We start from the raw sequence: 26,712 nt of genomic DNA on the forward strand, positions 1-26,712 counted from the left end.
GATGGCCATGACCAGTTTCCGTGATTTCCGTTCTGCCGCGGCCCTCGCCGTGGCCGGCCTTGGCATGCTGGCTGCGAGCTGGGCCGTCGCGCACGATCCCGCCCCGGACGCGCGACGCGGCGGAGAAAAGACCGTGGTCCTGCAAAAGCAGGGGCTCAAGGACCTCCCGGGCAAGCAAGCCCGGATGGTGACCGTGGACTACGCGCCCGGGCAAGCCTCCATCCCGCACGTACATCCGGGCTCGGTGTTCGCATACGTGCTGGAAGGTGAAGTCGTTTCTCAGCTCGAGGGCGGCGGCGAGGTGACCTACCGTGCAGGCGAGTCCTGGTACGAACCGCCCGAAGTGCCGCACCTGGTGTCGCGCAATGCCAGTCCCACCAGGCCGGCCCGCTTGCTCGCGGTCCTGATTACCGGGGAGAACGAGCAGCTCAAGCGTTCCCTGCCTGACCGCTAATCATTTTGTCCGTCATTTATTGAAAGAAAGTCATCATGTCAAAGAGAATCTTGATCGTTGGTAGCGGGTTCGCCGGCTTGTGGGGCGCATTGGGAGCCGCACGCATACTGGAAAACGAAGGAAAGACGGCCGACGTTGAAATCGCGCTTGTCTCGCCCGAGCCCGTGCTTCACATGCGTCCGCGCCTGCACGAAACCGAACCGGAGCGCATGGGTACGCCGATTGCCGCCCAGTTGGAAGCGGCGGGCGTGCGCTATATCCAGGGCGCGGTTGAACGCATCGACGCGCAGCACCGCCGCGTCGAGGCGGTGACGGCCGCCGGGGAGCGCATCGGCATCGACTACGACCGCCTGCTGCTGACGACGGGCAGCAAGATGTATCGGCCCGATGTGCCGGGCCTGCTGCAGCACGGGTTCAGCGTTGACCAATACGATGAAGCGGTCGCGCTCGACCAGCACCTGAAACGGCTCGCGGCACATCCGCCGTCGGCGGCGCGCAACACGGTAGCGATCGTCGGCGGGGGATTCACGGGGATCGAGGTGGCTGCCGAGATGCCGGAACGCCTGCGCGCGATATTCGGCGAGAACGTTGCCGCACGCGTCGTGCTGATCGAGCGATCGCAGGAGATCGGCCCCGAGCTCGGCAGCGGGCCGCGGCCGGTCATTGAAGAAGCGCTCGGCGCGCTTGGCGTGGAATGCCAGTTCGGATCTGCCGTCGTATCGCTGGACGGGAACGGTGTGACGACTGCCGACGGCACGCGGATCGATGCGATGACCGTGGTCTGGACCGGGGGCGTACGCGCAAGCGGGCTGACCGCGCAGATCACGGCGCAACGCGACCACCTGGGCCGCCTGCTCGTGGCGGACGACCTGCGCGTGCACGCCACGACCGGAATCTTTGCCGCGGGCGATGTCGCGTCTGCCGCAACCGACGAACATGGCAACCAGACCATGATGGCGTGCCAGCATGCGATCGACATGGGCCGTTATGCAGGCCATAACATTGCCGCGGACTTGCTGGGACTTCCCACGGTCGCCTACCGGCAGCCGTTCTATGTCACCTGCCTTGACCTCGGCGGATGGGGCGCGGTGTACACGGAAGGCTGGGAACGCAAGGTAAAGATGCGCGGCGCACAGGCAAAGGCATTGAAAACGCAGATCAATACCAAATGGATCTATCCGCCGGATGCGGACCGCGCTGCGCTGTTTAAGGCGGCCGATTGGCGGAATACCGCAGTGGCGTGATGCGAACTGGAGAAACTACATGACTGCTTTATTTGATCCGATCAAGATCGGCGATCTCATTCTTCCCAACCGCATCGTCATGGCACCGCTGACGCGGTCCCGCGCAGTCGGCCGCGGCCGCGTGCCGAATGCATTGATGGCCGAATACTATGCGCAGCGCGCGTCTGCCGGCCTGATTCTCACCGAAGCCACTGCAGTGACGCCGCAAGGTGTCGGTTATGCCGACACGCCGGGCATCTGGTCGGATGAACAGGTAGCCGGCTGGAGAAAGATTACCGATGCGGTACATGCAGCGGGCGGGCGCATTTTCCTGCAGTTGTGGCACGTCGGCCGCATTTCCGATCCGGTCTTTCTCGACGGCGAACTGCCGGTCGCGCCCAGCGCGATCGCCGCAGCCGGCCACGTCAGCCTGGTACGGCCGAAGCGCGCGTACGTCACGCCGCGCGCGCTCGACCTTGCAGAGATTCCAGGCATCGTCGCGGCCCATCGAAAAGGTGCAGAGAACGCGAAAGCGGCGGGCTTCGACGGTGTCGAGGTGCATGGGGCGAACGGCTATCTGCTCGATCAGTTCTTGCAGGACGGAACCAACAAGCGGACCGACGCCTACGGCGGATCGATCGAGAACCGTGCGCGTCTGATGCTCGAAGTGGTCGATGCCTGCATAGAGGTATGGGGAGCGTCGCGTGTGGGCGTACATCTGGCGCCGCGCGGCGATTCGTACGACATGAGCGATTCCGATCCGGCGGCTACCTTCGGTTACGTTGCCCACGAACTCGGCAAGCGCGGTATCGCCTTCATCTGTGCGCGTGAGGCATTGGGACCGAACCGTCTTGGCCCGCGATTGAAGGAAGCCTTCGGCGGCGCCTATATCGCCAATGAGCAGATGACGAAGGCAACTGCGGAGCAAGTCGTGCAGGCAGGAGAAGCCGACGCCGTTGCCTTCGGCAAGCTGTTCATTGCGAACCCGGATCTGCCTCGCCGCTTCAAGCTGAATGCGCCGTTGAACGAGCCGCGTACCGAATCGTTCTACAGCCCGTCCGCCGAAGGTTATACCGACTATCCTGCGCTCATGTAGTAATCTTGCGCTCACGTCGCCCGGTAGGCGGCAGGAATCGCGCCGCGGGCCGCCCAGTCGATCTGCCACTGCGGGAACTGCTCCACGGGCATCGGCATGCCGATCAGATATCCTTGCGCGACGTCGCAGCGTTCATCGGCCAATCGTTGCCAAATCGCTTCGCTTTCCACACCTTCCGCGACAACATGCAGGTCAAGGGAATGGCCAAGATCGATGGTTGAACGCACGATGGCCGCGGAGTCAGAACTGTCGATCATCGGCATGACGAACGATTGGTCGATTTTTATGCCGTCCACCGGGAACTTCTGCAGGTAGCTAAGACCCGAGTACCCGGTGCCAAAATCGTCGATCAGTAGTTCAACGCCCATTGATTTGAGTCGCGACAAGACAACCAGCGTCGCCCCGGGATCGTCGATCAATGCGCTCTCGGTAAGTTCGAACTGCACGAGCGCAGGATTCACGCCCCAGACGGATAGCAGATTCTCGACCTGCCGCGCAATGGACGGATTGCGAAAGTCATAGGCCGACAAGTTGATCGCGAGTGTCTGCGCTGTCCCTTGCATTTTCAGGTTGCGTAACGCGCTGAAGACCGAGTCGAGCAACCAACCGGTCACCCTCGTGATGATTCCACTCTGTTCAGCCAGTTTGATGAAGCGGACCGGCGGGATCATCCCCAGGACGGGATGTGCCCAACGGACGAGCACTTCGGCGCCAACAACGCGGCGGGATCGAATCTCTACCTTGGGCTGGCAATACAAGCGCAATTCATTGTGCTCGGCTGCACGGCGCAGGTCGCCCATAAGGGCCAGGCGGCCGGCATGGTCTTCGAGGCGGGCGTCGGCCGCGACGGTGACGCGGTCGTTGACGGGGACACCGTGATACAGCGCTGCGTTGGCATGTTTGAGCAGCGTATCTGCATCGGTGCGACCGACCGGCTCGCAGGCGACTCCTGCATGAATCGGCGCATCGAGCACCACCCCCACCAGGTCGATCGGCTCATCGAGCGCATGGCAAAGAGCACGTGCAAATGCGATGGCGTCCGCAGACCCGGATCCGTACAGGATCATGCTAAAGCACGCTTCGCCGACCCGCGCCAGCGATCGATCGGGAGTGGTCCAATCCAGCAGGCGTCGAACCACTTCCCGAACCAGTTCGCCGGCAATGCGATAGCCGAATACATGGCTGATCTCGTTAAAGCGGCAAATCTTGAAGTGGACCAGCGACAGCGGGACGGCGTTTGAGCTGGCGCGCTTGAGTGCCTCGGAAAGCAATTGTTGCTGGCGGACCCTGTTCGGAAGACCGGTCTCGGGTTCATAAAAGGCGAGGCGTTCGATGGTGGCCTGTGCGGCCCGATGCCGCTCCCGCAGGCGCAGGCTGGCAATCCCGAAGGCCAGGTCGTCAGCCAACTCCGCAAGCAGCCGCACTTCTTCATCATCAAAGGCGTCGGGTTCGGTCGCGGCCATGAAGAGCGCACCGAGCGGCTCTCCATCCGTGATCAGCGGGAAAGCAGTAATGGCAGCATAGCCGTCCTGTATGGCGTGGGCACGGAAGACCGCCATGTTCGGGTCGGCGTAGATGGGGCCATTGAGTACATCACGCCCCACGCAAGGCAAACGGGTCCGGATCGCGGTGCCCACCGCTGTTTTTCCAGAGGCATCGTCGGCGTAGGTGAAACCGAATTCATTCAGCCAGTTGATGTCCTCCGATTGGGGACGGCCATCCTGGTCTCTCACCCAAACCATCCATTGGATGGATTGCCGCTGGTCCTGCTCGGCGTAGACGACGCCGGCGCGGCGATAACCGCCGGTACCGACGATGACGGCGCACATGTCTTCGAGTAGCTGTGCCTCGTCGGTGGCGCGCAGCAATATCCGGTTGCCGGCACTCAATGTGCGCAATGCGCGGGTTGCCCGCTCCAGTGGAGTTGCACCGTGCTGCATCTGACGCCCGGCAATGTGAGACGCCTCTGGTCTCTCGGGTTGCTCGTCCATCACGACCTCCGGTTCACGCGCTACCAGTATAGGCGTTCCGCGCGGCGCGCCAACTCGGAAACCGGCCGAAGCCAGATGTTTTCGAGACGCCGGATCTTGATGGTGCTTGCCGGCACGGTGCCGAGCGGCGGCAGCTACGGCAGCAGGCCGATGCCACGCCCGCCCGCCCCGCCTTGCTTTCGACGGGGCCCGTCCTGCAGCGCCCGCAAGACATCGACATGCGCGATCACGACCGCCGGGTCGGCGTGGAGCGCCGCGAAGTAGCGCGACGAAAAATCGGACCCGTTGCCCTCCTTCAGGATCAGCAGCGTCTCGACTGCGTCGTACGCCGTCTGCGCATCGCGGGCAGCCGGCTGTTCGAGATCCAGGATTTCGTCGATGTCGACCATCATCTCGCTCAGGGCGTGCAGCCAGGCGAAATCCGGATGGCGCGTAAGCAGCTGAAGCATTTGACCGGCATCGACGGTGCCCCATTTCTTTTCGTATTCTCGCTGTGCCGTCTGCACCAGGGCCTGGTGCAGGCGCCGCAGCGAGCGGGTCAGGTTGACGAGCGCCTTGCGGACGTCGGGGTGGTCGACCACGGGGTGGTGCAGTGTGTTCATGCCGGTCTCCGGAAAGCACAACATCAGGGTAAATCGAACAACAGGATTTCTGCGGCATCGGCATGCGACAGGGTGACCAGGCTTTCGCCGGTGACCTTCAGGGCATCGCCCCCCGCCAGCCTCACGCCGTTGGCGACAATGCTGCCGCGGATCACGTGCACATAGGCCCGGCGTCCGTCTGCAAGCTCGGCCTTCACCTCGTCGCCGCCGTTGAGGATGGCCGCGTAGACCGACGTGTCCTGGTGCACCATGACCGAGCCCTGCCTGCCGTCGGCCGAGACGATCAGGCGCAGCCGGCCAGTCTTCGAGGCCGCGTCGAAATGCCTTTCCTCGTAGCTCGGGGCGATGTTCTGCACATTGGGCTGGATCCAGATCTGCAGGAAGTGCACCGGCTCGCTGGGCGACGGGTTGTATTCGCTGTGCAGCACCCCGGTGCCGGCGCTCATGCGCTGCACGTCGCCGTAGCGCAGCACCGAGCCGTTGCCCATGCTGTCCTTGTGCTCCAGCGATCCGCTCAGCACATAGGAAACGATTTCCATGTTCCTGTGGCCGTGGGTATCGAATCCCGCGCCGGCCTCGACGCGGTCGTCGTTGATGACGATGAGCGGACCGAAGCCGGTGTGGTTGGGATCGTAGTAGTGGCCGAAGGAAAAACTGTGGTTCGATTGCAGCCAGCCGAAATCCACGGCGCCACGCTCAGTACCCTTGCGAATTTGCAACATGACCAATTCTCCTGAAGTACATTCGAAAATATTGAAAATGCGGTGAGATGCGACACCGGGAGCCTTGTTACAAACTTCCTCCTTGGGCGCTGTCATGTGAAGTATTATGGGGACGAACTGCCGGAAACAAAAACGGAAAATTTACCTCTTTATAATCGAAATTTTCGAATGCTTAAACTCAGCCTGGATGCACTGGAGATCATCGACGCCATCGACCGCCGCGGATCGTTCGCCGGCGCGGGGAAAGAGTTGTACCGCGTACCGTCGACCATCTCCTACACCGTCAACAAGCTGGAAGAAGACCTGGGCGTGCAGCTATTCGAGCGCAACGGCCCGAGAGTCGCCCTCACCGCGGCCGGCCGCGAGCTGCTCAAGGAGGGGCGCCACCTGCTCAAGGCCGCAAGCGATCTCGAATGCCGGGTGCGGCGTGTGTCGTCGGGCTGGGAGACGGAATTCGTGATCGGCATGGATTCGCTGTTTTCACCGATCGCCCTGCGTGAGGACATTGCCGAGTTCTACGCCTGCGCCGATCAGACGCGCCTGCGCATCGTGCAGGAATCGCTGTCCGGCACCTGGGAGGCACTGCTCGACCGTCGCGTGGACCTGTTGGTCGGCGTTGCGGGCGAGGGGCCGTCCGGGGGCGGCTATGCCGCACTCCCGCTGGGCCAGATTTCGTTCGTCTTTACGGTCGCGCCGGCGCATCCGCTGGCGCGCTTGCAGCGTGTGCTGACAAAGGCGGACCTGTACGCGCATCGCGCCATTTCCGTGGCCGACTCGGCACGGCGGCTGCCGGTGCGCACCGTCGGCCTGTTGTTCGGACAAGATGCGCTGACGGTGCCCGACATGCGGACCAAATATCAATTCCAGGTGGCGGGAGCAGGCTTCGGTTTCCTGCCTGAACCGTGGGCGCGCCACGGCATCGAGGCAGGCCTCCTGGTCGAAATGAAGGTCGAGGAAGCCAAGCCGGCGGAAACCTTCTACCTGGCCTGGCGCAGCGGCGAAGAGGGGCAGGCCTTGAAGTGGTGGGTGGAGCGCATGCAGAAGCATCCGTCGCTGACCAGGCTGCTGGACATGCCCAGCTGACAGGCGTCAGAAGCTCTGCGGGGTATTGACCCACAAGACCTGCGCTTCGATGCTTCCGATGTTGCGATAGCCGTGCGGAAGGTGCGAAAGGAAAAAGAACGAGTCGCCTTTGCCGACCCGGATGGTTTGATCGGCGACCGTCAGCTCCAGATCCCCCTGGAGCACATAACCCATCTCTTCTCCCTGGTGTTCAAGAAAACCCTGGGTCGAGGTGCCGGCCGGAATGTGGTGGATATTCGCTTCCAGAAGTGCGCACAGATGGTTCGGGAGCAATGTCTCCAAAGAGATGCCGTCGCCCGCCCGCAGGTGTTCGGTACGCAATAGCTGGCGCTGACCGTTTCGCATGACAGTGACGGGACCGGCACTGGCCTCTTCTTCGGCAAAGAGCCTGGCGACACTGATCCCGAGGGTCACCGCGATCTTGTGGAGCATGGTGATGGACGGCCGGACCTTGCTGTTTTCGACCTTGGACAGGAAGCTCTCCGTGCATCCGACTTTTTCGGACAACTGGCGCAAGCTCAGTTTGCGATTGAGCCTGGCGTGTTTCAGCCGCGCACCGATGACGATTTCCTGATTCATTTCCTGGTTTTCCATATGGAGGAGTGAAGGCCGCAATATTCACAACGCGTGAGTATCAACCGGAACCTTCACTCGTGCAAATTCCTGGCCTTGCCCTGACAATGACAGCATGAGTCTTTTTAGTCAAGTTACTTGACTAAACCGATTTCGCCTGCCACACTCGATTCACGATCAACGAGATTCCCTTCGACAAAGTGAAAACCGCCCATTCCACACAGACGCACGTGCCGATGATCAACGCTGCCAGGCTCTCGACCCGCCTTCATGCGATGGCCCAAATCGGCGCAACCGGCAACGGCGGTGTCAATCGCCAGGCACTGACGGCCGAAGACACCAGCGGACGCCGGCTCCTGTTGGAATGGGCCGCCGGCAGGGGCTACACGAGCGCTGTCGACCCTATCGGCAATTTGTATATTCGCCGTCCAGGCATCCGCCCCGAACTCAGTCCCGTCATGACCGGATCGCACCTCGATTCCCAGCCCACAGGTGGAAATTACGATGGCGTGTTCGGCGTGCTGGCAGGTCTTGAAGTGCTCGAAACGCTGGACGACTTCGGCGTTGCGACCGAGCGGCCGCTGGAACTGGTGGTCTGGATGAACGAAGAGGGATCGCGATTCTCGCCGCCGACGATGGGGTCGGCCGTTGCCGCGGGCGCCATTCCGCTTGACCGGGCACTGGCTACACTGGACAGGAACGGCGTCAACGTCGGCGAGGCCCTCGCAATGCAGATGGCGGAACTGCCCCCTCTTGCAGCGCGGCCCCTGGATGCGCGAGGGTACGCGTATATAGAAGCGCACATCGAGCAGGGCCCGATTCTTGAAGATGAAAATTGCGACATTGGTATCGTGAGCGGTATACAAGGGCTGCATGCCTACCAGGTGGAAGTGCGCGGCGCGGAAGCGCATGCCGGCACCACGCCTTTGCGGCACAGGAAAGATGCGCTGGTCGCGGCAATGTCGCTGATCGCGCGGATCCGAAGCGAAATCGCCGATCCGCTTGACGTATTGCGATTTACCGTCGGGAAGTTCGAGGTGGCGCCGGGCGCATCCAGTACGGTTCCCGGGAAAGTGACCTTCCTCATCGACCTCAGGCACCCTGATCCGGAGCACCTGGCGCAGACAGGGGCGAAGATCCTCCGGTTGTGTTCGGGCCAAGTCGAGAATTGCGGCGTCTCCGCGAAAGTGCTGTTGCAGTCGACGCCGGTGCAGTTTGACGAGAAGGTCGTCGCGGTCGTACGGGAAGCAACGGCGCGGCGGCAGCTCAAGTCCATGCGCATGATTTCCGGCGCGACGCACGATGCCAAATACATGGCGGGACACACGCCGACAGCGATGATTTTCGTGCCATGCGAGAAGGGCATCAGCCACAACGAGGCCGAACATGCGCGAGACGAAGACCTGGCTGCAGGCGCGCAAATCCTTTGCGACGCCATGCTGGCCGTCATGTCAGTAGAAAAAAACTAATGCGCACTGACCACCCAAAATTGGCCGTCGGCCAACGGAACTCACCCGCGAGGAGACAAACGTGTCAGCAACAAATCCAGTAACAGAGAGCGGGGCGGCGGCATCGTCAGTGTCGTCCGTCTATCGAAAGATCAATTGGCGCCTGCTGCCATTCCTTTTCATCGGGTTCATGTTCGCGTACCTCGACCGGGTCAATGTCGGGTTCGCGAAACTGCAGATGCAAAATGACCTGGCACTTTCCGATGCGGCCTATGGCGTCGGCGCGGGGATCTTCTTTGTGGGCTACGTGCTATTCGAGCTGCCCAGCAACCTGTTGCTTCCGAAGATCGGCGCGCGCGTCACCTTCAGCCGGATCATGGTGCTGTGGGGAATCACCTCGATGTGCATGATGTTCGTGAACAGCGTTCCCGTTTTCTACGCGTTGCGTTTCCTGCTCGGCGTCTTCGAAGCGGGTTTTGCACCGGGCGTGCTGTTTTACCTGTCGCGCTGGTACGGACCGAAGCGTCTGGCGGGCGCGATCTCGCTCGTCTGGCTCGCCGGCCCTGTCAGTGGAATCCTGGGCAGCCCGCTGTCGACCTGGATAATGACGACGTTCGACGGCATGAACGGTCTCTCGGGCTGGCAATGGATGTTCTTGCTCGAAGCCGCTCCTTGTGTCGTGCTCGGCGTGATCGCATTCTTCATCCTGTCGGACAGCCCGGCTGCCGCCAGTTGGCTCAATCCCGAAGAAAAGCGATTACTCAGCAGGGAAGTGGACGCGTCCGCGGGGCGGCATGGCTCCTTCCGTACCGTCATCAGGGATCCGAAAATCTATATCCTTGCACTGACCTACCTCTGCATCATCGCGCCCATCTATGCGATCAGTTTCTGGCTTCCAACGATCCTCAAACTGGAGGGCGTGGTCAGCACGCAGCAGCTCGGCTGGTACGCGGCCATTCCTTCCATCGCTGCGGCGCTCGCCATTATTTACGGTGGCCGCAGCTCCGACAGGCATGGCGAAAGGCGTTATCACATTGCGTTGCCGGTGTTCGTCGCCTTCCTGTCCATCGTCGCGTGGGTATGGATCGGCAAGAGCCTCATTGCCACGCTTCTGCTGCTCACGCTTGCAACAGGATTGATGTGGATGGCCAACATCGTGTTCTGGGCCGTTCCGCCGGAATACATCCAGGGCGATGCGAGAGCGGGAGCGATTGCGCTCATCAACACGATCGGCCTCTCGGGCGGGTTCTGGGGGCCGAGCATCATCGGCTGGTCGAAGTTCCTGACGGGCAGCGTGGATCTTGGCTTCCTCATCATGGCTGCGATGTTGTTCATCTCCGGAACCACTATTCTGTTGCTGCGGCTGAAACCGAAGCAGGCTGCAGACTTCGCAGCCCCCGGGCATGCTGCGATGCCGGCAGGGACGCAAGGAGCCGACTGATGCCTCGCCGCATTCCTTTTCTCACGCAGGGCTTCACTCTCGCATCGCTATGAAACTGGCCGAATACGCGTCCCTTGATGGTGTGGGGCTACACCATCTCATCGCGAGCGGGCAGGTCAGCGCCGCGGAAGCGGTGTCCGCCGCGCTGCGCGCGATCGAGGCCGTCAATCCGCGGATAAACGCACTGGCCGAATACTGGCCGGCGGAAGAGGGCGCAGCAGCGTCCGCGGAGGGAAACGATTCGCCGCTTTCAGGCGTACCTTTCCTTATCAAGGACCTGGGCGTCGCCATGAAGGGGCGACGAAGCGAAATGGGCAGCCGCCTGGCGGAAGGACTCGTTGCGCGGGAAGACTCGAATCTGATGGGCCGGTTCCGGAAGGCGGGCCTGCTGACCCTGGGCCGGACGACGATGCCGGAACTGGCGGTGAGTACAACCACGGAGGGCCGCCTGTGCGGGCCGACCCGCAATCCCTGGCGCCTCGTTCACGGCGCCGGAGGCTCCAGCGGCGGTGCGGCGGCCGCCGTCGCCGCCGGCATCGTTCCGCTTGCCCACGCAACGGACGGCGGTGGATCGATACGCGTTCCGGCTTCCTGTAACGGGCTGTTCGGCATGAAGCCGACACGCGGGCGCGTGTCCAACGGCCCGGCCGTCGACGAGGTGTGGAACGGACTCGGAATAAACTTTGCAGTGAGCCGCTCGGTGCGCGACAGCGCCGCGCTGCTCGATGCGGTCAATGGTGGCGGCATCGGTGAGCCGTACACCATCGCGCCGCCCGCCAACAGCTATCTGTCGGAAATCCGGCAATGTCCGGGAAGGCTCAGGATCGGCTTCACTGTGCATTGGCTGGAAGCGGTGCGGACTGCGCCCGTCGTGTCACAAGCCTTTGCCGGCGTTGTCCGGCATCTCGAATCCCTTGGCCACCATGTTGAGGAAGTGTCGCCGGACCTCGGCACGAGCTGGGACAGTTTCGTCCACGCCAACGCCCAGATCTGGACGGCGAATGCCGCAATGAGGATCAACGCGCTTTCATCGGCAACCGGGCGGCCGGTCACCGCCGATATCCTGGAGCCGGCAACGTTCGCGGTCTACGAGTACGGACGCCGGGTGAGCGCCACCGATCTCCTGGGCGCGCTGCAGGTCAGGAACGCGGTCACCCGGGCCCTGGGCGGCTTTTTCCAGCACTACGATATCTTACTGACGCCGACGCTGCCCGACCTTCCTCCGCGCCTGGGCGAGTACAACAAGGACGAGCAAGCCATGGATGGGTATGGATGGATCGGCCATGTGCTGCGCCAGTCGCCATTCACTGCCTGGGCGAACGTGGCCGGTCTGCCCGCCATGTCGGTTCCCTTGTCCTTCGACGCCGAAACAGGTCTGCCGATCGGCACGCAATTCGCGGCGGGATTCGGAAGAGAGGACATCCTCTTCCGCCTTGCCGCCCAACTGGAAGCTTCCCTGCCGTGGGGTGGCCGGCATCCCCCGGTATGGGCAGGGAACGATTGCAAGAGCTAAGTCTTTGACCGGCGCAGTCCCTCGCGCGCAGATATCGCCTTTTCCCGAAACTCCATTGGAGCACTGCATGTCCATCTATACCCGCCTTCAGGAACTCAACATCGCCCTGCCAGCCACGGCAGCGCCCGCCGCGTCCTATGTGATGCATGCGCAGACGGGCAACACCGTCTTCCTGTCCGGCCATATCGCGAAAAAGGAGGGTAAGCCATGGACCGGCCGGCTCGGCGGCGACATGGAGACCGAAGAAGGCGCGCTCGCTGCCCGCGCCGTCGGCATCGACCTGATCGCAACGCTTGAAGCGGCCTGCGGCGGGGACCTGAATCGCGTGCGCCGCATCGTCAAGCTGACAAGCATGGTCAATTCCGCCGCCAGCTTCACGGAACAGCATCTCGTAACCAACGGCGCCTCCGACCTGTTTGCCCAGGTGTTCGGCACGCAGGGCAAACATGCCCGTTCGGCGTTTGGCGTGGCCCAGCTTCCCTTGGGCACGTGCCTTGAAATCGAACTGGTGGCGGAAGTGGACTGATAGCCGCGATGACGGCACGGGGTATCACAGCCCGGAACTCACTGTTTCTACGGGTGCAACCTTGGATGGTTCTCCGCACTGTCCGCCCGGAGTACGATGCAGACCTTTCGCAAATCGACTTTACGCCATGTGGGCAGGTAGCAGCACAACATCGGAGACCTGATGCAGATGCTTCAAGATATTCACGAGATACTTTCGACGCACGACTTGCTGGCCGAGTTCCAACCCATTGTGGATCTGCGGACGGGGCACATTTTCGGACACGAGGGATTGATCCGCGGGCCGAAGGGCACTGCTCTCGAATCGCCCCTCTCCCTGCTTGGCGCAGCCCGGCAAGCAGGGAGGGGAGGGGAGCTGGAGCGGCTATGCGTACGTATCCTGTGGGAACGTTTTCAGTCCCTCGGCCTTCCCGGCATGCTCTTTCTTAACCTGAGCCTGCCAGCGCTCTGCGCAAAGGATGAACATGGAAGCAGAACACCTGCCTATCTCTCCGCCCTGGGCATGGACCCGCGCCGCATCGTCATCGAGCTGACCGAAGACCAAACCGTCTCCTGCTATCGCCGTGCCCGCCGGGTCGTATCCCTGTGCCGGCTGCGCGGGTTCGCCATCGGGATCGACGATCTCGGCGCCGGGTACTCGTCTCTCCGGTTGTGGCTCGAGCTCGCACCGGAATACGTGAAAGTCGACATGGCTTTTGTCCGTGGCGCCGACAAGGATGACAAGCGGCTGGAATTTCTCCGCTCCGTACAGAAGATTGCTGCGACCTTCGGAACGAAGGTGATTGCGGAAGGAATCGAAAGCGAAGCGGAATACGACGCCGTTCGCCGCCTTGGCCTTCCATACGGCCAAGGCTACTTCATCGGCCGCCCGTCTGCGTCGCCGGCGGCGTCGATCAGAGCGGCGTAGGCCCGGCGAATGCCTGTAATACCGTTCACTCACGATCGATCCCACCACCGTCATCCCGACGAAAGCCGGGATCCAGCGTCTTGCGTGCGTCGTTCAACGTCACTGGATTCCTGCTTTCGCAGGAATGACCTCCTTTATTTGCGACCTCAGGCACACCGCATTACCGCGAAAACCTGTCCCTTGCTTTCAACGCAGTATCCGGCCTGACTCATGAAGTGGCAATTTGAAGAACTGGTAGCTTTCCTTCGGGTCATGGAGACCGGTACGCTCACTGCCGCCGCGGCACAGTTGAACGTATCCAAGTCCGTCATCAGCCGGCGCATCCAGAAGCTGGAATCCGCACTCAAGATCGAGCTGTTCCATCGATCCCGCCGTCTCATGAGGCCGACGGAATTGGCGCTTGAACTGCACCAGCAGATGCATCCGCTCGTCCTGGAAATTCAGAAGGCGGTGGAAGCGACGACGACAGACAAGGATACGCTGGTCGGCCATCTGCGCGTGACCGCACCCGTCATGTTCGGCATCATGTTCCTGAGCCGGATCGTCGCCGAGTTCGGACGCTTGCATCCCCGGCTCCACGTTACGCTCGATCTCGACAACAAGCGGGTCGATCTCACTAAGTCGCCGTACGACGTGGCCGTTCGCGTCGGAATGCCCGGCGATTCCTCATTGCGGGCGCGAAAGCTGGGCATTTGCGAACGCGTGGTCTGCTGCAGCCCGGAGTACGCGAAGAAACACGGCGTCCCGGATTCCATTGCCGGGCTCTCGGCGCACGAGAGCATCGACTACACCTATGTGCACGCAAGCCAGTTGTGGCAGTTCGAGAACAGTTCGGGGCATGACGGCATCGCGGAGCCGATCCGGGCGCGCATGCGGAGCCGCATCGCATCAAACAATGGCGCGGCGATACGGGAGGCTGCGATCGCGGGTCTCGGTCTCGCTATCCTCCCGGCATACTTCGTTGCGAAGGATATCCGGGAAGGAAGGCTTGTCGCCGTGCTGCAGCATGAAAAACCGGTCCCCGCCGGAATCTATGCCATGTATCCGATGACACGGCACGTTGCCCCCAAGGTGCGGGCCTTCATTGACTTTCTGGTGGACGCCCTGCCTGCACGCCTGGCCGGGGCGCAGTAATGCGCCCGCACGGAGTCTAAGCGGGCTTCTTCGGCTCCTCTTCAGCCTGCAGCAAGGCCGCCGCTTGCGCCGCTGTTTCGGATGTCTGCTCCTGGAGGTATTTCAGCATGGCCTCCAGCGAGCCATCGCTGCTCAGTTCAGCCGGCAAGAGTACGCCGCAAGTGAGCACCTCGGACTTTTTCACGACGCCATCATTATTGGCATCCATGCGCCTGAAATAATCGCTTGAAGTCACCAGGGGCTTGTTGTCTTCGTCATGCGGGACCCCGGGCTTCAGAACCTCGTAGAGCAGGTTGAACTCCGACCTGTTCAGATTGCCGTCCTTGTCCCGATCCAGTTTATCGAATGCCTTGCCGAGCAGCGTGGACAGGGGATTAATCGTCGTCATTGGCTTTCCCTTTCGTGCGGATTGATTTTTTTCGGCTACTGCCTCGCGCCCAGTTTGAACACGCTGGCGGCTTTCTCCAGATTGCCGGCCTGCTCCTGCAGGGCTTCCGCCGCTGCCGCCGCCTCCTCGACCAGCGACGCATTTTGTTGGGTGACGTGATCCATTTGCGAGATCGCCTGGTTGATCTGCTCGATGCCGACGGTTTGCTCCCGGCTCGCGCTGGTGATATCCCCCATGATGTCGGTGACGCGTCTGATGCTCAGTACGATCTCCTCCATGGTGACGCCGGCCTGGCTGACCAGTTTCGCTCCGGTGTCGGCTTTCTCGACCGAGTCATCGATCAATTCCTTGATTTCCTTGGCGGCGCCTGCCGAGCGCTGCGCAAGCGTGCGCACTTCGGCGGCGACCACGGCAAAGCCGCGGCCCTGTTCACCGGCCCGGGCCGCCTCGACCGCGGCGTTCAGTGCCAGGATGTTGGTTTGGAACGCGATGCCGTCGATCACACTGATAATGTCGACAATCTTCCTGGCCGATTCATTGATCGAACCCATGGTATCGACCACTTGCGAGACGACGATACCGCCTTTGCTCGCCACTTCCGATGCGGACAGCGCCAGTTGATTCGCCTGGCGCGCATTCTCGGCATTCTGCTTCACGGTCGACGTCAGCTCCTCCATCGAGGATGCCGTTTCTTCCAGCGAAACGGCCTGCCGTTCGGTTCGGGAAGACAGGTCCTGGTTTCCGGTTGCCAGCTGGCGCGATGCAGTAGCGATCGTTTCGACGCCCTGGCGGACCTCGCGCACGATACCGGTCAGACCTGTGCTGATGCTCTTCACCGCTTTCAGCAGCCGGCCGATTTCATCGTCGCGATTGACGTCCAGCGCGATGTTCAAGTCTCCGGAAGCAAGCTTCTGCGCGGCACTGATTCCCTTCTCCAGCTCGTTTCTGATCAGGCGGTAGATCATGAACAGCGCAGCGGCGGAGGCAAGCAGGGAAAAGCACAGCAGGGACACCGCGATGACATAAGCTTGGCGCGAATTCTCGTTCGCTTGTTTCACGGCATCGCCGGTACGCATCTCAAGCAAGGCGAGAAATTCATCGACCGGCTTCATGATCATCGCTTTGTTCTTGTGATACTCGCTGTTGTGCACGAGGTCGCGCGCCAGCTGCAGATCGGGTTCGCCTTTCTTCGTGAACTTTCCGTTCTCGTCTGCAAACAAACCTTTCACTGCATTCATCGCGATGGTTTCCGCCTTCACCAGGCCGTTCGAGGCATCCTCGGACTCTTTCAGCTTGGCGAACTCGCGATCGGAAAATCCTGCCTGCTTCATCAGCGCCTGTAGCGAGATCGTTTTGCCGTCCTCGCGCGGCTTCAACCCATTGCGCACGTCCAGCACATCGAAGTATTGCTGTTCATAGGCGGCATCGCCCGTCACCACGTAGGTACGGGCGAGGCGCGTCAGGTCATCCGAACTTTGGCGCAGCTCGTCGGCGAGACGATAGGACAAATAGCGTGATTGGTTTGCCTCTGTGGCTTCGTCTTGCGCTTCCGAAATACGGAACATGCCGAGAAGCGTCAGGCAGGACAAGATAGCCGTGAACGCCAGAAAGCCGAGCAGGATTTTCTTTAAAGTCAGTGCAGGTTTCATGTGATGGGTTTTGTTGTACCGCCTGGGCGCGCGCTGTGGTCTCATCCACCGGCGCCCCGGTTGCAACGATAGTAGCCCACGGCCATGGGAAACTCGCGGAGATTGCTAACCCCATTCAGGCAACTCTATGTTCCTGATTCCGCAACAAGTCCGCATCCCCGGGCGGGGATGCATTCATCTCAGTGCGGTTCGGCACCTGCACAGGTACCGGCGACAAATCTCAGCGAGACGCCGCGCTTTGACTGACGCTGCCCGCTGGCCGCGCGCCGTCGGCGACGGCACGGATGAACAGCCGCGAATGGGTGCCGAAATTCATCATCAGAGCGGTCACCAGCGAGTTCATCTCCTCGCGCGCCGCCGGTGCGCCCGCTGATACCAAGGCGTGCAGGTCCACATCCTCGCCGGAGGCAGACATCACATAATCCGGATCCGAGATGTATTTCGCCGGAACGCCACGCTCCAGGGCGGCATCCGTCGCATCCGCCGCAGCGTGCGACTGCCTCGTGATGGATTGCCGCACCACCGTGGCGGTATAGCGCGGGTAGGCACTATCGCCGGCAACATTGCGGGCGGCGCGCAGCAGTGCGTCGTCGTCATTCTTATTCAAATAGGCTTCCCGCATTCTCCTGAACTGGTAATTCTCAAGCGCCTGGTGGCGGTTCGACACGAGCGAGATCGCATGTTCCTTCCGCGTCGGGAATCCGATCATGGCGAGGGAATTGATCCACAACAGAGAAGGCGTGCCGAGGCCGGGCACGACACGCGCGTGATACGGTTGCGTCAGATCCTGGATGTAATGCAGGGCCCAGCCCGCGAAGCGCCAGCCCCAGTAATCGTGGCCCGTGCGAAGGGCGTGTTGCGCAAGGGTCTGATAGAGGTGGATACGGTACTCCGGATAAGTTCGAAGCAAGAAGGGCGCCGCCTTGTACAGAATCCATTGCTCATGGAAGAACCCCATGTGCATCGGCGCCTGGCTGGAAAACTCCAGCGCCGGATTGCCGAAGGGTTGCTTGCCGAATCCGTACTGCTTGCCGTAGTCCGTGCCGTTGTCTTCCCAAATGCCGAGGTCCAGCCCGAAATCCGGCTCGTCCGAGGCAGTCGCCAGCACATCCAGCGCCTGCACCACGTCGCCCTCGCGCAGACGAAGGAAGGCTGCCTTGTTGTGGTCGTCGCGCTGACCGACCGTAGTTACCTCGGCGCGCGGCATGGCCGCAGCAGGGGAAATCTCGGCGCCGGGGCGGGCCTGCATGAACAGCGTCAACCGCGCGGACGGGTTGATCCGCAGCGCCGACAAGAAGCGCCGGCGCAACTCCGATCCGCTGCCGCCGGCTTTGAAGCGCAACGCATCCGGCCGAGCCGGATAGTGCGGAACGTTCGCCCGGGCCCAGGATTCTTCCGCTTCGAGGAGGCCTTCCAGCGCAGGCCCCTCTGCGGCAAGAAACGCTTCCAGGCTTTCGACGCGGACCGGTGCCGCCTGCGCCACCTCCGACAACGGAGCAAGTGCCTGCCACGTCCCCAGGGCATGGTTGCTCCATGCCCATGCGGACGGAGAGAGGGCAAACGCCAGTGCGGCGACGGTGGACAAGCGCCGTACTGCGGTCAGAAGCTGAGCGCGTCGTAACATCATTGTTTTTCTCCCTGTTGGATGACCGTTGCTCGATGGAAGATTTTAACGCGGGCATACACATAAAAATGTGCGGCCCAGCCGAGAAATAACTCGCTGATTTTAAAGGAAGAAGTCCTTTTTCAGAGTCTAAACTTACTTTAGCAAATGCAAAGGAAAACTGTTCGCTCATCACCGTTTTAAGCGATATTGTTCGTTTCCCACCTCGAACACCGCACCGGGCTCAGGACCACCTCGAACTGCCCCCGCTCACACTTCCGCAAACACGTACATAAAAAAGTCCTTGATCTAACAGGCTGGCGGTACGGCGCGGCGTGTTTTCCGGCGTGCGGCCGACGGTGATAGCGTTGGCGGCGTTCAGTTGCTCGGCGTCGAGGAATAGCAGCGAGCCGATCAGTGCCAGTGGCTTCGTCGCTTCGCCGGACGCGGTGAGTTCCACGCCCTTGTACTGCGCCAGCCCGTTAAGCACGAAGCGGTTTGCCGCGTCCGTCGTGGTCGACGGGCGCTTGATGTCGAAGTAGGCGGTCTGCAGCAGCACGCCCTGGGCGACTTCGGCCTTGAAGCCGATTTCCTTCTGCTTGGCGACCGCGGGCGGCAGTAGCTCGCCGGCATTCGCACGGTTCGAGCCAGCCTGGCCGCTTTCCTCGACGCCTTCGATATAGCTGCCGTAGCTGGAGATATTGCGGGCGGGCTTGTACATCAGGGCGAGGGCGGGATTGACCTCGTCGGCGGTGTAGCGGGCAGTGCCGCTGGTGCTCGTGTAGTCGCTGCTGCGCACGCCTGCCATCAACTTCCACTGCTCGCCGAAGGAAATGCGGTCGGACAGGTACCAGCCGCGATCCTTGATGGCCGGACAAGATTGATGCGCGCGCCGAACGGTTCCTGTTCGCCGAAGCGGCGGCCGATGTCCGCATGCACTGCCGCGCCGCCGTGCTCGTTCGCCGTGATCCCGAGACTGGTGACCGGCTCCTTGCCCGCGCGCTTGGTGACGAGATTGACGCTGCCCTACGGGGGCACGAAGCCGTAGTAGAGGGAGAATGCGCCCTTGAGCACTTCGACCCGCTCCTTGTTCTCCAGGGGGACGTCGATCAGGTTGATGATCGGGAGGCTGCCGTTGAGCCGATAGTTGCCCCGGTTCTCGACCACGATACCGCGAATGGCGACATTGTCATAAGTCGAACCGTTCAATTGGGAGCGGGTGACGCCGGCCGTCCCAGATGTTCGTTTGCTGCTGCGCCACGCTGCCGCTCGAGCGGCAGCTTTCGGCAAACAAGAAGACATTGATAAAAAATTACAAGATGTCAGCATCCGGCCAATACCGGTCCCTGACACTTGCCGCGTAATTGTTCGTTTTGCACCGTGACGGACTGAGGAACAAACTGTCTTTTCATTCTTGAAAGAACTTCTGACAATACCTGTCGTTGGCCGGTAACATCACTCACCAATGTGCTGTAAACCGCTTCGGTTCCGCTTTCCACGCCGCTATAGTCGAAGTTGGAAAACCATGAAGTGCCGGGCATCGAACCGGTCATGGCAGATGTAACAGCTGACGTATTTCACGGGCTGTTATTTGACGCATAAAACGGCTGCTATCGAAAAACCGAGGAGTGATGCGGGTTTCGGGGGCCGGGTGTCCGGGTTTATCAATCACTGTCCTGGTTTATCAGTCAAACCGTGACGTATAAATCTAGTTAGGTATCGGAAATGGAAGTTGTGTTACACCAGAACCGACCGCATATTGCTTCACCGTTTCTTTACGCGGCAGTTGCCATACTCGTTGCAATCTTCGTTGTCGCAGTCCTCATGGTGCTGGAAAGAACGGTTCCTTTCTGGCCTGCGCATTTTTACGCGCTCGTGGCCATGTTATTACTCTTCAGTTGCCGGACAGTCATCAAAATGCGGCCTGCGCGGATGAGAAAGGGCCGTTTTGACCAGAAGATGCATGAACCGGAAGAAGCGCTAGCAGTAGCGCTTCCTTACCTCGAAACATGACCAGCGTTCGCGTTCCGGTGCCGTGGCACAAGACACAAGGCGCAGTCGTCATTCCCCCGACGATGCCGACTCTTTGCCCGGCATCGGTATGTGGGTCGAGTTCGTCGGGGCGGCGCTTGTTTCAACGCACCACGCTCATCTGCACGCGCTTGCCGCCCTTGTAGGTGTACAGGGTCAGCGTGCCCTCCTTGATGTCGCCCTTGCTGTCAAAGGCGATATTGCCGGACACACCCTTGTAGTTGATCTTCGCCAGCTCCGGCAGGTACTTGGCTGGTTCGGCCGAGTCCGCTTTCTTCATCGCTTCGACCATCAGCATGACCGCGTCATACGCATACGGCGAGTATTGCTGCACCTCGGCACCAAACTTTTTCTTGAATGCCGCACGGAAGTCATCCATGCCTTTCTTTTGTGCTTCTTCCACGCCGCCCGCTTCAGCACAAACCACCTGGCCATCGCCCGTGGCGTCGCCGGCCAGCCGTGCCAGCGCTTCCGAGCAGATACCGTCGCCGCCCATGAACTTCGCGTTGATGCCCAGCGCCTTCATCTGTCGCAGCATCGGCCCGGCTACCGCATCCATGCCACCGTAGAACACCACATCCGGTTTCTTGGACTTGATGGTCGTCAGGATGGCGTTGAAATCGGTCGCCTTGTCGTGTGTGTACTGTTGCGACACGACTTCCACGCCCTTGGCGTTCACGCCCTTGATGAACTCCTGTGCGACGCCCTGGCCGTACGCGGTACGGTCATCGATGACCGCCACTTTTTTCGCGCCCAGCTTCTCCGCCGCATAACGGCCCAGGGTGCCGCCGAGCTGGCCGTCATTGGCGACCACGCGGAAGGCGGTCTTGAAGCCTTGTTGGGTGTACTTCGGATTCGTCGCCGCTTGCGAAATCTGCGGGATGCCGGCGTCGTGATAAATCTTCGAGGCCGGGATGCTGGTGCCGGAGTTCTGATGGCCAATTACACCGTTGACCTTGGCATCAACCAATTTCTGAGCAGCAGCGGTACCCTGGCGCGGATCGCCAGCATCATCTTCAGCCAGCAGCTCGAACTTCGCCTTCTTGCCACCGATGGTCACACCCTTGGCGTTGAGCTCGTCGATCGCCATGCGCGCACCGTTTTCCATGTCCTTGCCCAGATGGGCGATCGGCCCGGAGGTTGCACTCACGTGACCGATTCTAACCACTTGTTCCTGTGCTGATGCGGCACTTGCGAAAGCAAACGAAATCGCCGCGACCAATGAAAGCATTTTGCTACTGAACTGCATGAGGTACTCCAAGAATGAAAACAATGTAAGAGATCAAAGAAGCGGACGTTCCTCGCAGCCCGCCTCAACTGCAATACCCGGACGGCACAGTTCAGAACGCGCCCAGGCCTTTGAGCATCACGAGGAAAATCAGCAGCGGCGACACATAACGCAGGAGGAAGAACAGCACGCGCGCCATCGTCTCGTTGCGCAGCTGCCCTTCGTTCGACAATGCCTGGCGGAAGTGCCCGAAGCCCCACACCCGGCCGACGAAGAGGGCGATGAAAATGCCGCCCGCGGGCAGGATCAGGTTCGACGAAACGAAGTCGAACAGGTCAAACAGGTTCAGGCCGAAGATCGTGAATCCAGACAGCGTACTGTTGGTCAACGCGCACAGCGAACCGGTCAGCGCAAGCATGGCAAGCGTCAGGGCGAGGGCACGGCGACGCGGCAGGAAGAAGCATTCCTGGAGGATCAGCACCGGCACTTCCATTAAGGACAGGGTCGCGCCGGTGGCCGCGATGGCGGTGAGTACGAAGAACACCACCATCAGGGCCTGTCCCATCGGAATCTGCGAGAACACCGCGGGAATGGTGATGAACACCAGCGCCGGGCCTGCGGCAGGTTCAAAGCCGAAGGTGAAGACGGCGGGAAAGATCGCGATGCCGGCCAGCAGCGACACGCAAAGGTCAGCTGCCATTACGCGCACGGCGGTGGAGGGGATGTTCTGGTCCTCCCGGAAATAGCTACCGTAGGTCATCATCGTGCCCATGCCGATGGACAGCTTGAAGAACGCCAGTCCCAGTGCGGTCAGCACGGCGGCGCCGGTCAGCTTGCCAAAATCGGGGTTGAACAGGAATGCGAGCCCTTCTCCTGCTTTCTCGAGCGACAGGCTCACTGCACACAGCAGCACCAGCAGCAGGAAGAGAAGGGGCATGAGTTTTTTCGTCAGTGCCTCGATGCCTTTGGATACGCCAAGCAGCAGGATCCCGCCCATGCTTGCCAGCACAACCCACTGCCACACCAGCGATTGCACCGGATCGGCGATCAGCGAATGGAAGGCGGCCTCGGTGACGGCGCGGTCGCTGCTGAGCACCGAGCCGGACAGCGCTTTCACCACATAGGCAAACACCCAGGCAACCACTTCGGAATAGAAAGACAGGATCAGAAACGAGGCCATCATCCCGGCAGCGCCGATCAGCCACCAGGGCTGATGTGAAGGGGCCAGGGCGATCAGTGTGGTGATCGGATTCGCCCTCGCCTTCCTGCCCAGCGTGATCTCCGCAATCATCACCGGCAGCGCCACCAGCAGCGTCGCCATCAGGTACACCAGCAGGAAGCTCGCCCCGCCGTTGGCCCCGGTGAGATACGGGAACTTCCAGATGTTGCCGAGCCCGACTGCCGAGCCGAGCGTGGCCGCGAGAACGCCGAAGGCAGAGCTGAAACCATCGCGCTTGGTGTGTTGCTGATCCTGCGTCATCGCTTACTTCCTTGCCGTTTCTTCCTGTGCGATACAGGCAGCGGCAGTAAACAGCACGTCGCTGGAGGAGTTGAGCGCCGTTTCGGCGGAGTCCTGCACCACCCCGATGATGAAGCCGACCGCCACCACCTGCATCGCGACATCATTGGAGATGCCGAACAGGCTGCACGCGAGCGGAATGAGCAGCAGCGAACCGCCCGCCACGCCGGATGCACCGCATGCACAGATCGATGCGACGACGCTGAGCAGGATCGCGGTCGGGATGTCGACGGTGATACCCAGCGTATTCACCGCCGCGAGTGTCAGGACGGTGATGGTGATGGCGGCACCCGCCATGTTGATCGTCGCGCCCAGGGGAATGGAGACCGAATAGGTATCTTCATGCAGGCCGAGGCGCTTGCTCAGCTCCAGATTCACCGGAATGTTGGCGGCCGAGCTGCGGGTGAAGAACGCCGTGATGCCGCTCTCGCGCAGGCAGGTCAGTGTCAGAGGGTAGGGATTACGGCGGATCTTCCACCACACGATAGCCGGGTTGACAACCAGCGCGATGAACAGCATGCAGCCGATCAGCACCGCCAGCAGGTGCGCGTAACCCACCAGCGCACCAAGGCCCGCTTCGGCGAAGGTGGCGCCGACGAGACCGAAAATGCCCAGCGGCGCAAACCGGATGACCGCCTTCACGATCAGCGAGACGCCTTCGGACAGGTCATTGAAGACGACGCGCGTGGTATTGCTGGCATGACGGATCGTGATGCCCAGCCCGACGGCCCACACCAGGATGCCGATGAAATTGCCCTTCATGAGCGCGTTGACCGGATTATCCACCGCCGAGGTCAGCAGCGAGCGCAGCACCTCCACGATGCTTCCCGGCGCGGAGGCGGCCTTGTCGGCTGCGGTCAGCACCAGCGTGGACGGGAACACGAAACTGGCCACCACCGCGACGACGGCGGCCGAGAACGTGCCGACGAGGTACAGCATCAGGATGGGGCGCAGATGGGTCTGCTGGCCGGGTTCATGATTGGCAATCGATGCGGTGACGAGGACGAACACCAGTACAGGGGCAACCGCCTTGAGGGCGGAGATGAACACATTTCCAAGAAAGCCCGCGGACTGCGCGGCGGCGGGGGACAATTGCGCGAGCACGATGCCGGCAATCAGGCCGATCAGGATCTGTGCGACGAGGCTTGTGCGGTTGAGCAGGCCGAATACAGGTGCGGTGAGGGTGGGTGTCATGGGCGTGATTTCGTTGACAGGAAATGAAAAAGCGGCAACGGCCGGCGGATAGGCCGGCTGGAGCATGAACGCGTGGAGAATTTAGTGAATCTTGCAGTGACAAACTTGATAAGAGTTGGCAGGGCGCCGGGATTGCCGGGCCGATGCAGGCTTTTGTCCTCGGTCAAGGATCGCGCGTGACTTTACCATGCGTTGCCCGAACGTCTACTTGATGTGACTCATGGAAAGCAGGAAAACAACAGGCGGCGCGGAGCCAGCGCTTCCGGGGGCGCGATCTTGTACGGACTCATACGCTGCGTTGCGATCGGCCCTATCGCGTTCACCGTCTGTCGAAATTTAAGCCTCGACCGCCACGGGCAGACGGAACGGAGCGCCAAGTCGGTTGAAGGCGTTCATGGCGGCGATAGCAATCGTGAGGTCAACCAGATCTTTGTTTCCAAAAGTTGCAGATGCTGCTGCATACGCCGCGTCGGAGGCATGCGTTTCGCTAACTAGTGTTACCTCTTCGGCCCATGCCAGGGCAGCACATTCTTGATCAGAAAATAAATGAGGCACCTCGTGCCAAACAGGCACCAACGTAACCTTTTCGATGGACATTGTCTTCCTGAGATCGCGACTATGTATATCGATGCAATGGGCGCAGCCGTTGATCTGTGATACGCGGAGAAACACAAGATGAATCAGTTGCTCTGACAAGTTGGTTTTTTTGGTAATGTAGTGATGCACGCCCATCAGCGCTTTTGCGGCATCCGGAGCAACTTCGTACCAGTTTAATCGGCTCATTTCTTTCATTCCTATGGTCTAAAAAGGCAATATACGACCTGCCCTAAGCTCGCTCGTCAGTCGTCCGAATTCCGGGCGACGAATGCGATGGCTAACGTTACTATCGGGTAGCCTGAAAAAAAAGACCCAAAAAACAGTGTAATGACTGATCCAAAAAAATCTCCATCAGTTTCGATTCAGGTTGAGCGGAACCAATCAGCGTCAATCGGAGACCAGATCTATGCAAGCCTCCGTAGCTCGATACATGAAGGAATACTCCAGGCCGGAAGTCGATTACCCTCAGGTAGAGCCCTGGCTGCACAGCTTGGCGTTGCTCGCGGCACGATTCGCGTCGCCTATGATCGACTGGCTGCTGAAGGCCTGATTTATGGGGCCGGGTCTGCGGGTACTTGGGTTAGTTCCAAACTCCCTCCTATGCCATCCGAACATGAGGAGATTTTGGATCGCCCCTTGGCTGTCTTTACGCGACCTTACTCAAGTGCTCCGCTTCCTTTTCAAGTGGGCGTTCCAGCAAATGATGCCTTCCCATCTAAGATATGGGAACGCATGAGGGCACGTGCAGTACGTGCCGATGCGCTTTCGTACACCACCTATGCAGACCCTCGTGGCGAACCTGGGCTCCGAGCACAAATAGCAAGTCATTTGGCTGTAAGCAGGCAGATTCAATGCCATCCAGATCAAATCATAGTCACAAGTGGTTATCGGCAGGGCTTGATGCTCACGTTGATGGCGCTTCAGGCAAGTGGCCACAGAGCTTGGTTGGAAGAGCCAGGGTACCCGTTGGGGAGGCTAGCGTTGGAGCTGGCAGGTTTAACGGTTGAACCCATCGCGGTTGATGCGGAAGGGCTTTGTGTCGAGGAGGGGATAGTTCGCGCTCCTGATGCCCTAATCGCACTGGTTACGCCGGGGCAGCAGGCTCCGCTAGGGGCTACTCTGTCTTCTAAACGACGGCGAGACTTGCTCCGTTGGGCTACGGCACAGAACGCATGGATCGTCGAGGACGACTACCTCGGTGAGTTGCAACTTGATGGTCACGCGACACCCGCCCTTGCATCAGGTGATGGTGCTGAACGTGTCATCCATATTGGTACGTTTAGTAAGACGATGAGCCCGTCGCTTGGTCTCGGATTTGTGGTCGCACCGAAATCGCTCACCGAGAAATTTGTCGCAATTACTGCCGTGATGTTGCCGGCTCCAAATAGAACTACCCAATTAGCAATCGCTGAGTTTCTAGCAGATGGTCATTTCTTACGTCATCTGCGACAAATGAAAGACTTGTATTACGATCGCAGGGCACATGCAATGACCTGCCTACGCAAGACATTCCCTATGATTGAAGGATCAGGCCTCGGTTTGGTCGCGTTTCTTCCCGAGACCGCCAATGATGTAATGCTTGTCTCTGCAGCAAGAGAGCAAGGATTAGCTCCCTCCGCACTGTCACCTTGGTATTCCAATGCTACGAATGCCAAACAAGGACTTATTCTTAGCATCACGAACCTTCGAGCTGACAATATTGCCGCTGCATGTGCAAGTTTGAGTGATGTCATTGCAGCCCACATAAAAGCGTAGCCATAACGTGCTGGGGCAGAGTGTCCGCTTTGGGTC

The 26,712-nt window shown here is 60.6% G+C and carries 26 protein-coding genes; 12 read left to right on the top strand and 14 right to left on the bottom strand.

The window, feature by feature from the left end; translation table 11 throughout:
* Positions 1-7 precede the first annotated feature (7 nt).
* Genes VFF99_RS06035 through VFF99_RS06045 form a run of 3 tightly spaced genes read left to right on the top strand, consistent with a single transcriptional unit; the run spans position 8 to position 2,773 of the window.
* Positions 8-454 (top strand): cupin domain-containing protein, encoded by a 447-nt coding sequence (locus VFF99_RS06035; protein WP_325015947.1) that lies wholly within the window; start codon positions 8-10, stop codon positions 452-454.
* Positions 455-489: 35 nt separating this feature from the next.
* The gene (locus VFF99_RS06040; RefSeq protein WP_325015949.1) at positions 490-1,698 is read left to right on the top strand and encodes an NAD(P)/FAD-dependent oxidoreductase; all 1,209 of its coding nucleotides are present in this window, start codon (positions 490-492) and stop codon (positions 1,696-1,698) included.
* Positions 1,699-1,717: 19 nt separating this feature from the next.
* Positions 1,718-2,773 (top strand): alkene reductase, encoded by a 1,056-nt coding sequence (locus VFF99_RS06045; RefSeq protein WP_325015951.1) that lies wholly within the window; start codon positions 1,718-1,720, stop codon positions 2,771-2,773.
* A gap of 11 nt (positions 2,774-2,784) precedes the next feature.
* Here VFF99_RS06045 and VFF99_RS06050 read toward each other — a convergent pair whose 3' ends face one another.
* The 3 genes from VFF99_RS06050 to VFF99_RS06060 form a co-directional block, all read right to left on the bottom strand.
* Positions 2,785-4,764: a putative bifunctional diguanylate cyclase/phosphodiesterase gene (locus tag VFF99_RS06050; RefSeq protein ID WP_325015953.1), complete on the bottom strand. Its 1,980-nt coding sequence runs from the start codon at positions 4,762-4,764 to the stop codon at positions 2,785-2,787.
* Between the two features lie 134 nt (positions 4,765-4,898).
* Positions 4,899-5,366, bottom strand: coding sequence for a hypothetical protein (locus tag VFF99_RS06055; RefSeq protein ID WP_325015955.1), 468 nt, complete (start codon positions 5,364-5,366; stop codon positions 4,899-4,901).
* Positions 5,367-5,389: 23 nt separating this feature from the next.
* A complete protein-coding gene (locus tag VFF99_RS06060; RefSeq protein ID WP_325015956.1) occupies positions 5,390-6,088 on the bottom strand; it encodes a pirin family protein in 699 nt (232 codons plus the stop codon).
* 168 nt (positions 6,089-6,256) lie between these two features.
* On the opposite strand from VFF99_RS06060, the gene VFF99_RS06065 reads away from it, so the two are divergent.
* A complete protein-coding gene (locus VFF99_RS06065; RefSeq protein WP_325015958.1) occupies positions 6,257-7,171 on the top strand; it encodes a LysR family transcriptional regulator in 915 nt (304 codons plus the stop codon).
* Between the two features lie 6 nt (positions 7,172-7,177).
* Here VFF99_RS06065 and VFF99_RS06070 read toward each other — a convergent pair whose 3' ends face one another.
* Positions 7,178-7,750: a cupin domain-containing protein gene (locus tag VFF99_RS06070; RefSeq protein ID WP_325015960.1), complete on the bottom strand. Its 573-nt coding sequence runs from the start codon at positions 7,748-7,750 to the stop codon at positions 7,178-7,180.
* 194 nt (positions 7,751-7,944) lie between these two features.
* On the opposite strand from VFF99_RS06070, the gene VFF99_RS06075 reads away from it, so the two are divergent.
* From VFF99_RS06075 to VFF99_RS06100, 6 genes are all read left to right on the top strand, one after another.
* The gene (locus VFF99_RS06075; RefSeq protein ID WP_325015961.1) at positions 7,945-9,213 is read left to right on the top strand and encodes a M20 family metallo-hydrolase; all 1,269 of its coding nucleotides are present in this window, start codon (positions 7,945-7,947) and stop codon (positions 9,211-9,213) included.
* 61 nt (positions 9,214-9,274) lie between these two features.
* Complete coding sequence (locus tag VFF99_RS06080) at positions 9,275-10,633, top strand: MFS transporter (RefSeq protein WP_325015963.1); 1,359 nt, start codon at positions 9,275-9,277, stop codon at positions 10,631-10,633.
* A gap of 49 nt (positions 10,634-10,682) precedes the next feature.
* Positions 10,683-12,146, top strand: a complete 1,464-nt coding sequence (locus VFF99_RS06085; protein WP_325015964.1) for an amidase — start codon at positions 10,683-10,685, stop codon at positions 12,144-12,146.
* Positions 12,147-12,213: 67 nt separating this feature from the next.
* On the top strand, positions 12,214-12,672 hold the full coding sequence (locus VFF99_RS06090) for a RidA family protein (protein WP_325015966.1): 459 nt from the start codon (positions 12,214-12,216) through the stop codon (positions 12,670-12,672).
* 162 nt (positions 12,673-12,834) lie between these two features.
* The gene (locus tag VFF99_RS06095; RefSeq protein WP_325015968.1) at positions 12,835-13,578 is read left to right on the top strand and encodes an EAL domain-containing protein; all 744 of its coding nucleotides are present in this window, start codon (positions 12,835-12,837) and stop codon (positions 13,576-13,578) included.
* Positions 13,579-13,788: 210 nt separating this feature from the next.
* Positions 13,789-14,712 (top strand): LysR family transcriptional regulator, encoded by a 924-nt coding sequence (locus VFF99_RS06100; RefSeq protein WP_325015970.1) that lies wholly within the window; start codon positions 13,789-13,791, stop codon positions 14,710-14,712.
* A 16-nt stretch (positions 14,713-14,728) separates the two neighbouring features.
* On the opposite strand, the gene VFF99_RS06105 is transcribed toward VFF99_RS06100, so the two are convergent.
* The 6 genes from VFF99_RS06105 to VFF99_RS06130 all read right to left on the bottom strand — a co-directional run bounded on the left by VFF99_RS06105 (position 14,729) and on the right by VFF99_RS06130 (position 19,905).
* Positions 14,729-15,100, bottom strand: a complete 372-nt coding sequence (locus VFF99_RS06105) for a hypothetical protein (RefSeq protein WP_325015972.1) — start codon at positions 15,098-15,100, stop codon at positions 14,729-14,731.
* Positions 15,101-15,135: 35 nt separating this feature from the next.
* A complete protein-coding gene (locus VFF99_RS06110; RefSeq protein WP_325015973.1) occupies positions 15,136-16,749 on the bottom strand; it encodes a methyl-accepting chemotaxis protein in 1,614 nt (537 codons plus the stop codon).
* Positions 16,750-16,969: 220 nt separating this feature from the next.
* Positions 16,970-18,376 carry a hypothetical protein gene (locus tag VFF99_RS06115; RefSeq protein ID WP_325015975.1) on the bottom strand — a complete coding sequence of 469 codons (1,407 nt, stop codon included), beginning with the start codon at positions 18,374-18,376 and terminating at the stop codon, positions 16,970-16,972.
* A 220-nt stretch (positions 18,377-18,596) separates the two neighbouring features.
* On the bottom strand, positions 18,597-19,412 hold the full coding sequence (locus tag VFF99_RS06120) for a TonB-dependent receptor domain-containing protein (RefSeq protein ID WP_325015994.1): 816 nt from the start codon (positions 19,410-19,412) through the stop codon (positions 18,597-18,599).
* Positions 19,379-19,561: a TonB-dependent receptor plug domain-containing protein gene (locus VFF99_RS06125; protein WP_325015977.1), complete on the bottom strand. Its 183-nt coding sequence runs from the start codon at positions 19,559-19,561 to the stop codon at positions 19,379-19,381. Before VFF99_RS06125 ends, VFF99_RS06120 begins: the two co-directional genes overlap by 34 nt.
* Before the next feature lie 113 nt (positions 19,562-19,674).
* Positions 19,675-19,905 (bottom strand): hypothetical protein, encoded by a 231-nt coding sequence (locus VFF99_RS06130; protein WP_325015979.1) that lies wholly within the window; start codon positions 19,903-19,905, stop codon positions 19,675-19,677.
* Positions 19,906-20,077: 172 nt separating this feature from the next.
* Between VFF99_RS06130 and VFF99_RS06135 the strand changes: the two genes are divergently transcribed.
* Positions 20,078-20,365 carry a hypothetical protein gene (locus tag VFF99_RS06135; RefSeq protein WP_325015981.1) on the top strand — a complete coding sequence of 96 codons (288 nt, stop codon included), beginning with the start codon at positions 20,078-20,080 and terminating at the stop codon, positions 20,363-20,365.
* Between the two features lie 121 nt (positions 20,366-20,486).
* Here VFF99_RS06135 and VFF99_RS06140 read toward each other — a convergent pair whose 3' ends face one another.
* The 4 genes from VFF99_RS06140 to VFF99_RS06155 form a co-directional block, all read right to left on the bottom strand.
* Entirely contained in the window at positions 20,487-21,632 is a 1,146-nt protein-coding gene (locus VFF99_RS06140; RefSeq protein ID WP_325015982.1) for a branched-chain amino acid ABC transporter substrate-binding protein, read from the bottom strand.
* 91 nt (positions 21,633-21,723) lie between these two features.
* On the bottom strand, positions 21,724-23,091 hold the full coding sequence (locus tag VFF99_RS06145) for a sodium-dependent transporter (RefSeq protein WP_325015984.1): 1,368 nt from the start codon (positions 23,089-23,091) through the stop codon (positions 21,724-21,726).
* Between the two features lie 3 nt (positions 23,092-23,094).
* A complete protein-coding gene (sstT, locus tag VFF99_RS06150) occupies positions 23,095-24,324 on the bottom strand; it encodes a serine/threonine transporter SstT (protein ID WP_325015986.1) in 1,230 nt (409 codons plus the stop codon).
* 336 nt (positions 24,325-24,660) lie between these two features.
* Positions 24,661-25,107: a carboxymuconolactone decarboxylase family protein gene (locus VFF99_RS06155; protein ID WP_325015989.1), complete on the bottom strand. Its 447-nt coding sequence runs from the start codon at positions 25,105-25,107 to the stop codon at positions 24,661-24,663.
* A gap of 141 nt (positions 25,108-25,248) precedes the next feature.
* Between VFF99_RS06155 and VFF99_RS06160 the strand changes: the two genes are divergently transcribed.
* Complete coding sequence (locus VFF99_RS06160) at positions 25,249-26,676, top strand: PLP-dependent aminotransferase family protein (protein WP_325015991.1); 1,428 nt, start codon at positions 25,249-25,251, stop codon at positions 26,674-26,676.
* The last annotated feature ends 36 nt before the right edge of the window (positions 26,677-26,712 follow it).

Source organism: Noviherbaspirillum sp., from assembly GCF_035654295.1.
Taxonomy (GTDB): domain Bacteria; phylum Pseudomonadota; class Gammaproteobacteria; order Burkholderiales; family Burkholderiaceae_D; genus Noviherbaspirillum.

Coding starts and splice junctions, on each gene's coding strand:
- VFF99_RS06145 (WP_325015984.1), bottom strand. CDS start 23,091: ATGACGCAGGATCAGCAACACACCAAGCGCGATGGTTTCAGCTCTGCC.
- VFF99_RS06070 (WP_325015960.1), bottom strand. CDS start 7,750: ATGAATCAGGAAATCGTCATCGGTGCGCGGCTGAAACACGCCAGGCTC.
- VFF99_RS06045 (WP_325015951.1), top strand. CDS start 1,718: ATGACTGCTTTATTTGATCCGATCAAGATCGGCGATCTCATTCTTCCC.
- VFF99_RS06040 (WP_325015949.1), top strand. CDS start 490: ATGTCAAAGAGAATCTTGATCGTTGGTAGCGGGTTCGCCGGCTTGTGG.
- VFF99_RS06065 (WP_325015958.1), top strand. CDS start 6,257: ATGCTTAAACTCAGCCTGGATGCACTGGAGATCATCGACGCCATCGAC.
- VFF99_RS06050 (WP_325015953.1), bottom strand. CDS start 4,764: ATGGACGAGCAACCCGAGAGACCAGAGGCGTCTCACATTGCCGGGCGT.
- VFF99_RS06095 (WP_325015968.1), top strand. CDS start 12,835: ATGCAGATGCTTCAAGATATTCACGAGATACTTTCGACGCACGACTTG.
- VFF99_RS06110 (WP_325015973.1), bottom strand. CDS start 16,749: ATGAAACCTGCACTGACTTTAAAGAAAATCCTGCTCGGCTTTCTGGCG.
- VFF99_RS06035 (WP_325015947.1), top strand. CDS start 8: ATGACCAGTTTCCGTGATTTCCGTTCTGCCGCGGCCCTCGCCGTGGCC.
- VFF99_RS06100 (WP_325015970.1), top strand. CDS start 13,789: ATGAAGTGGCAATTTGAAGAACTGGTAGCTTTCCTTCGGGTCATGGAG.
- VFF99_RS06135 (WP_325015981.1), top strand. CDS start 20,078: ATGGAAGTTGTGTTACACCAGAACCGACCGCATATTGCTTCACCGTTT.
- sstT (WP_325015986.1), bottom strand. CDS start 24,324: ATGACACCCACCCTCACCGCACCTGTATTCGGCCTGCTCAACCGCACA.
- VFF99_RS06115 (WP_325015975.1), bottom strand. CDS start 18,376: ATGATGTTACGACGCGCTCAGCTTCTGACCGCAGTACGGCGCTTGTCC.
- VFF99_RS06105 (WP_325015972.1), bottom strand. CDS start 15,100: ATGACGACGATTAATCCCCTGTCCACGCTGCTCGGCAAGGCATTCGAT.
- VFF99_RS06060 (WP_325015956.1), bottom strand. CDS start 6,088: ATGTTGCAAATTCGCAAGGGTACTGAGCGTGGCGCCGTGGATTTCGGC.
- VFF99_RS06160 (WP_325015991.1), top strand. CDS start 25,249: ATGACTGATCCAAAAAAATCTCCATCAGTTTCGATTCAGGTTGAGCGG.
- VFF99_RS06130 (WP_325015979.1), bottom strand. CDS start 19,905: ATGACCGGTTCGATGCCCGGCACTTCATGGTTTTCCAACTTCGACTAT.
- VFF99_RS06055 (WP_325015955.1), bottom strand. CDS start 5,366: ATGAACACACTGCACCACCCCGTGGTCGACCACCCCGACGTCCGCAAG.
- VFF99_RS06155 (WP_325015989.1), bottom strand. CDS start 25,107: ATGAGCCGATTAAACTGGTACGAAGTTGCTCCGGATGCCGCAAAAGCG.
- VFF99_RS06085 (WP_325015964.1), top strand. CDS start 10,683: ATGAAACTGGCCGAATACGCGTCCCTTGATGGTGTGGGGCTACACCAT.
- VFF99_RS06090 (WP_325015966.1), top strand. CDS start 12,214: ATGTCCATCTATACCCGCCTTCAGGAACTCAACATCGCCCTGCCAGCC.
- VFF99_RS06140 (WP_325015982.1), bottom strand. CDS start 21,632: ATGCAGTTCAGTAGCAAAATGCTTTCATTGGTCGCGGCGATTTCGTTT.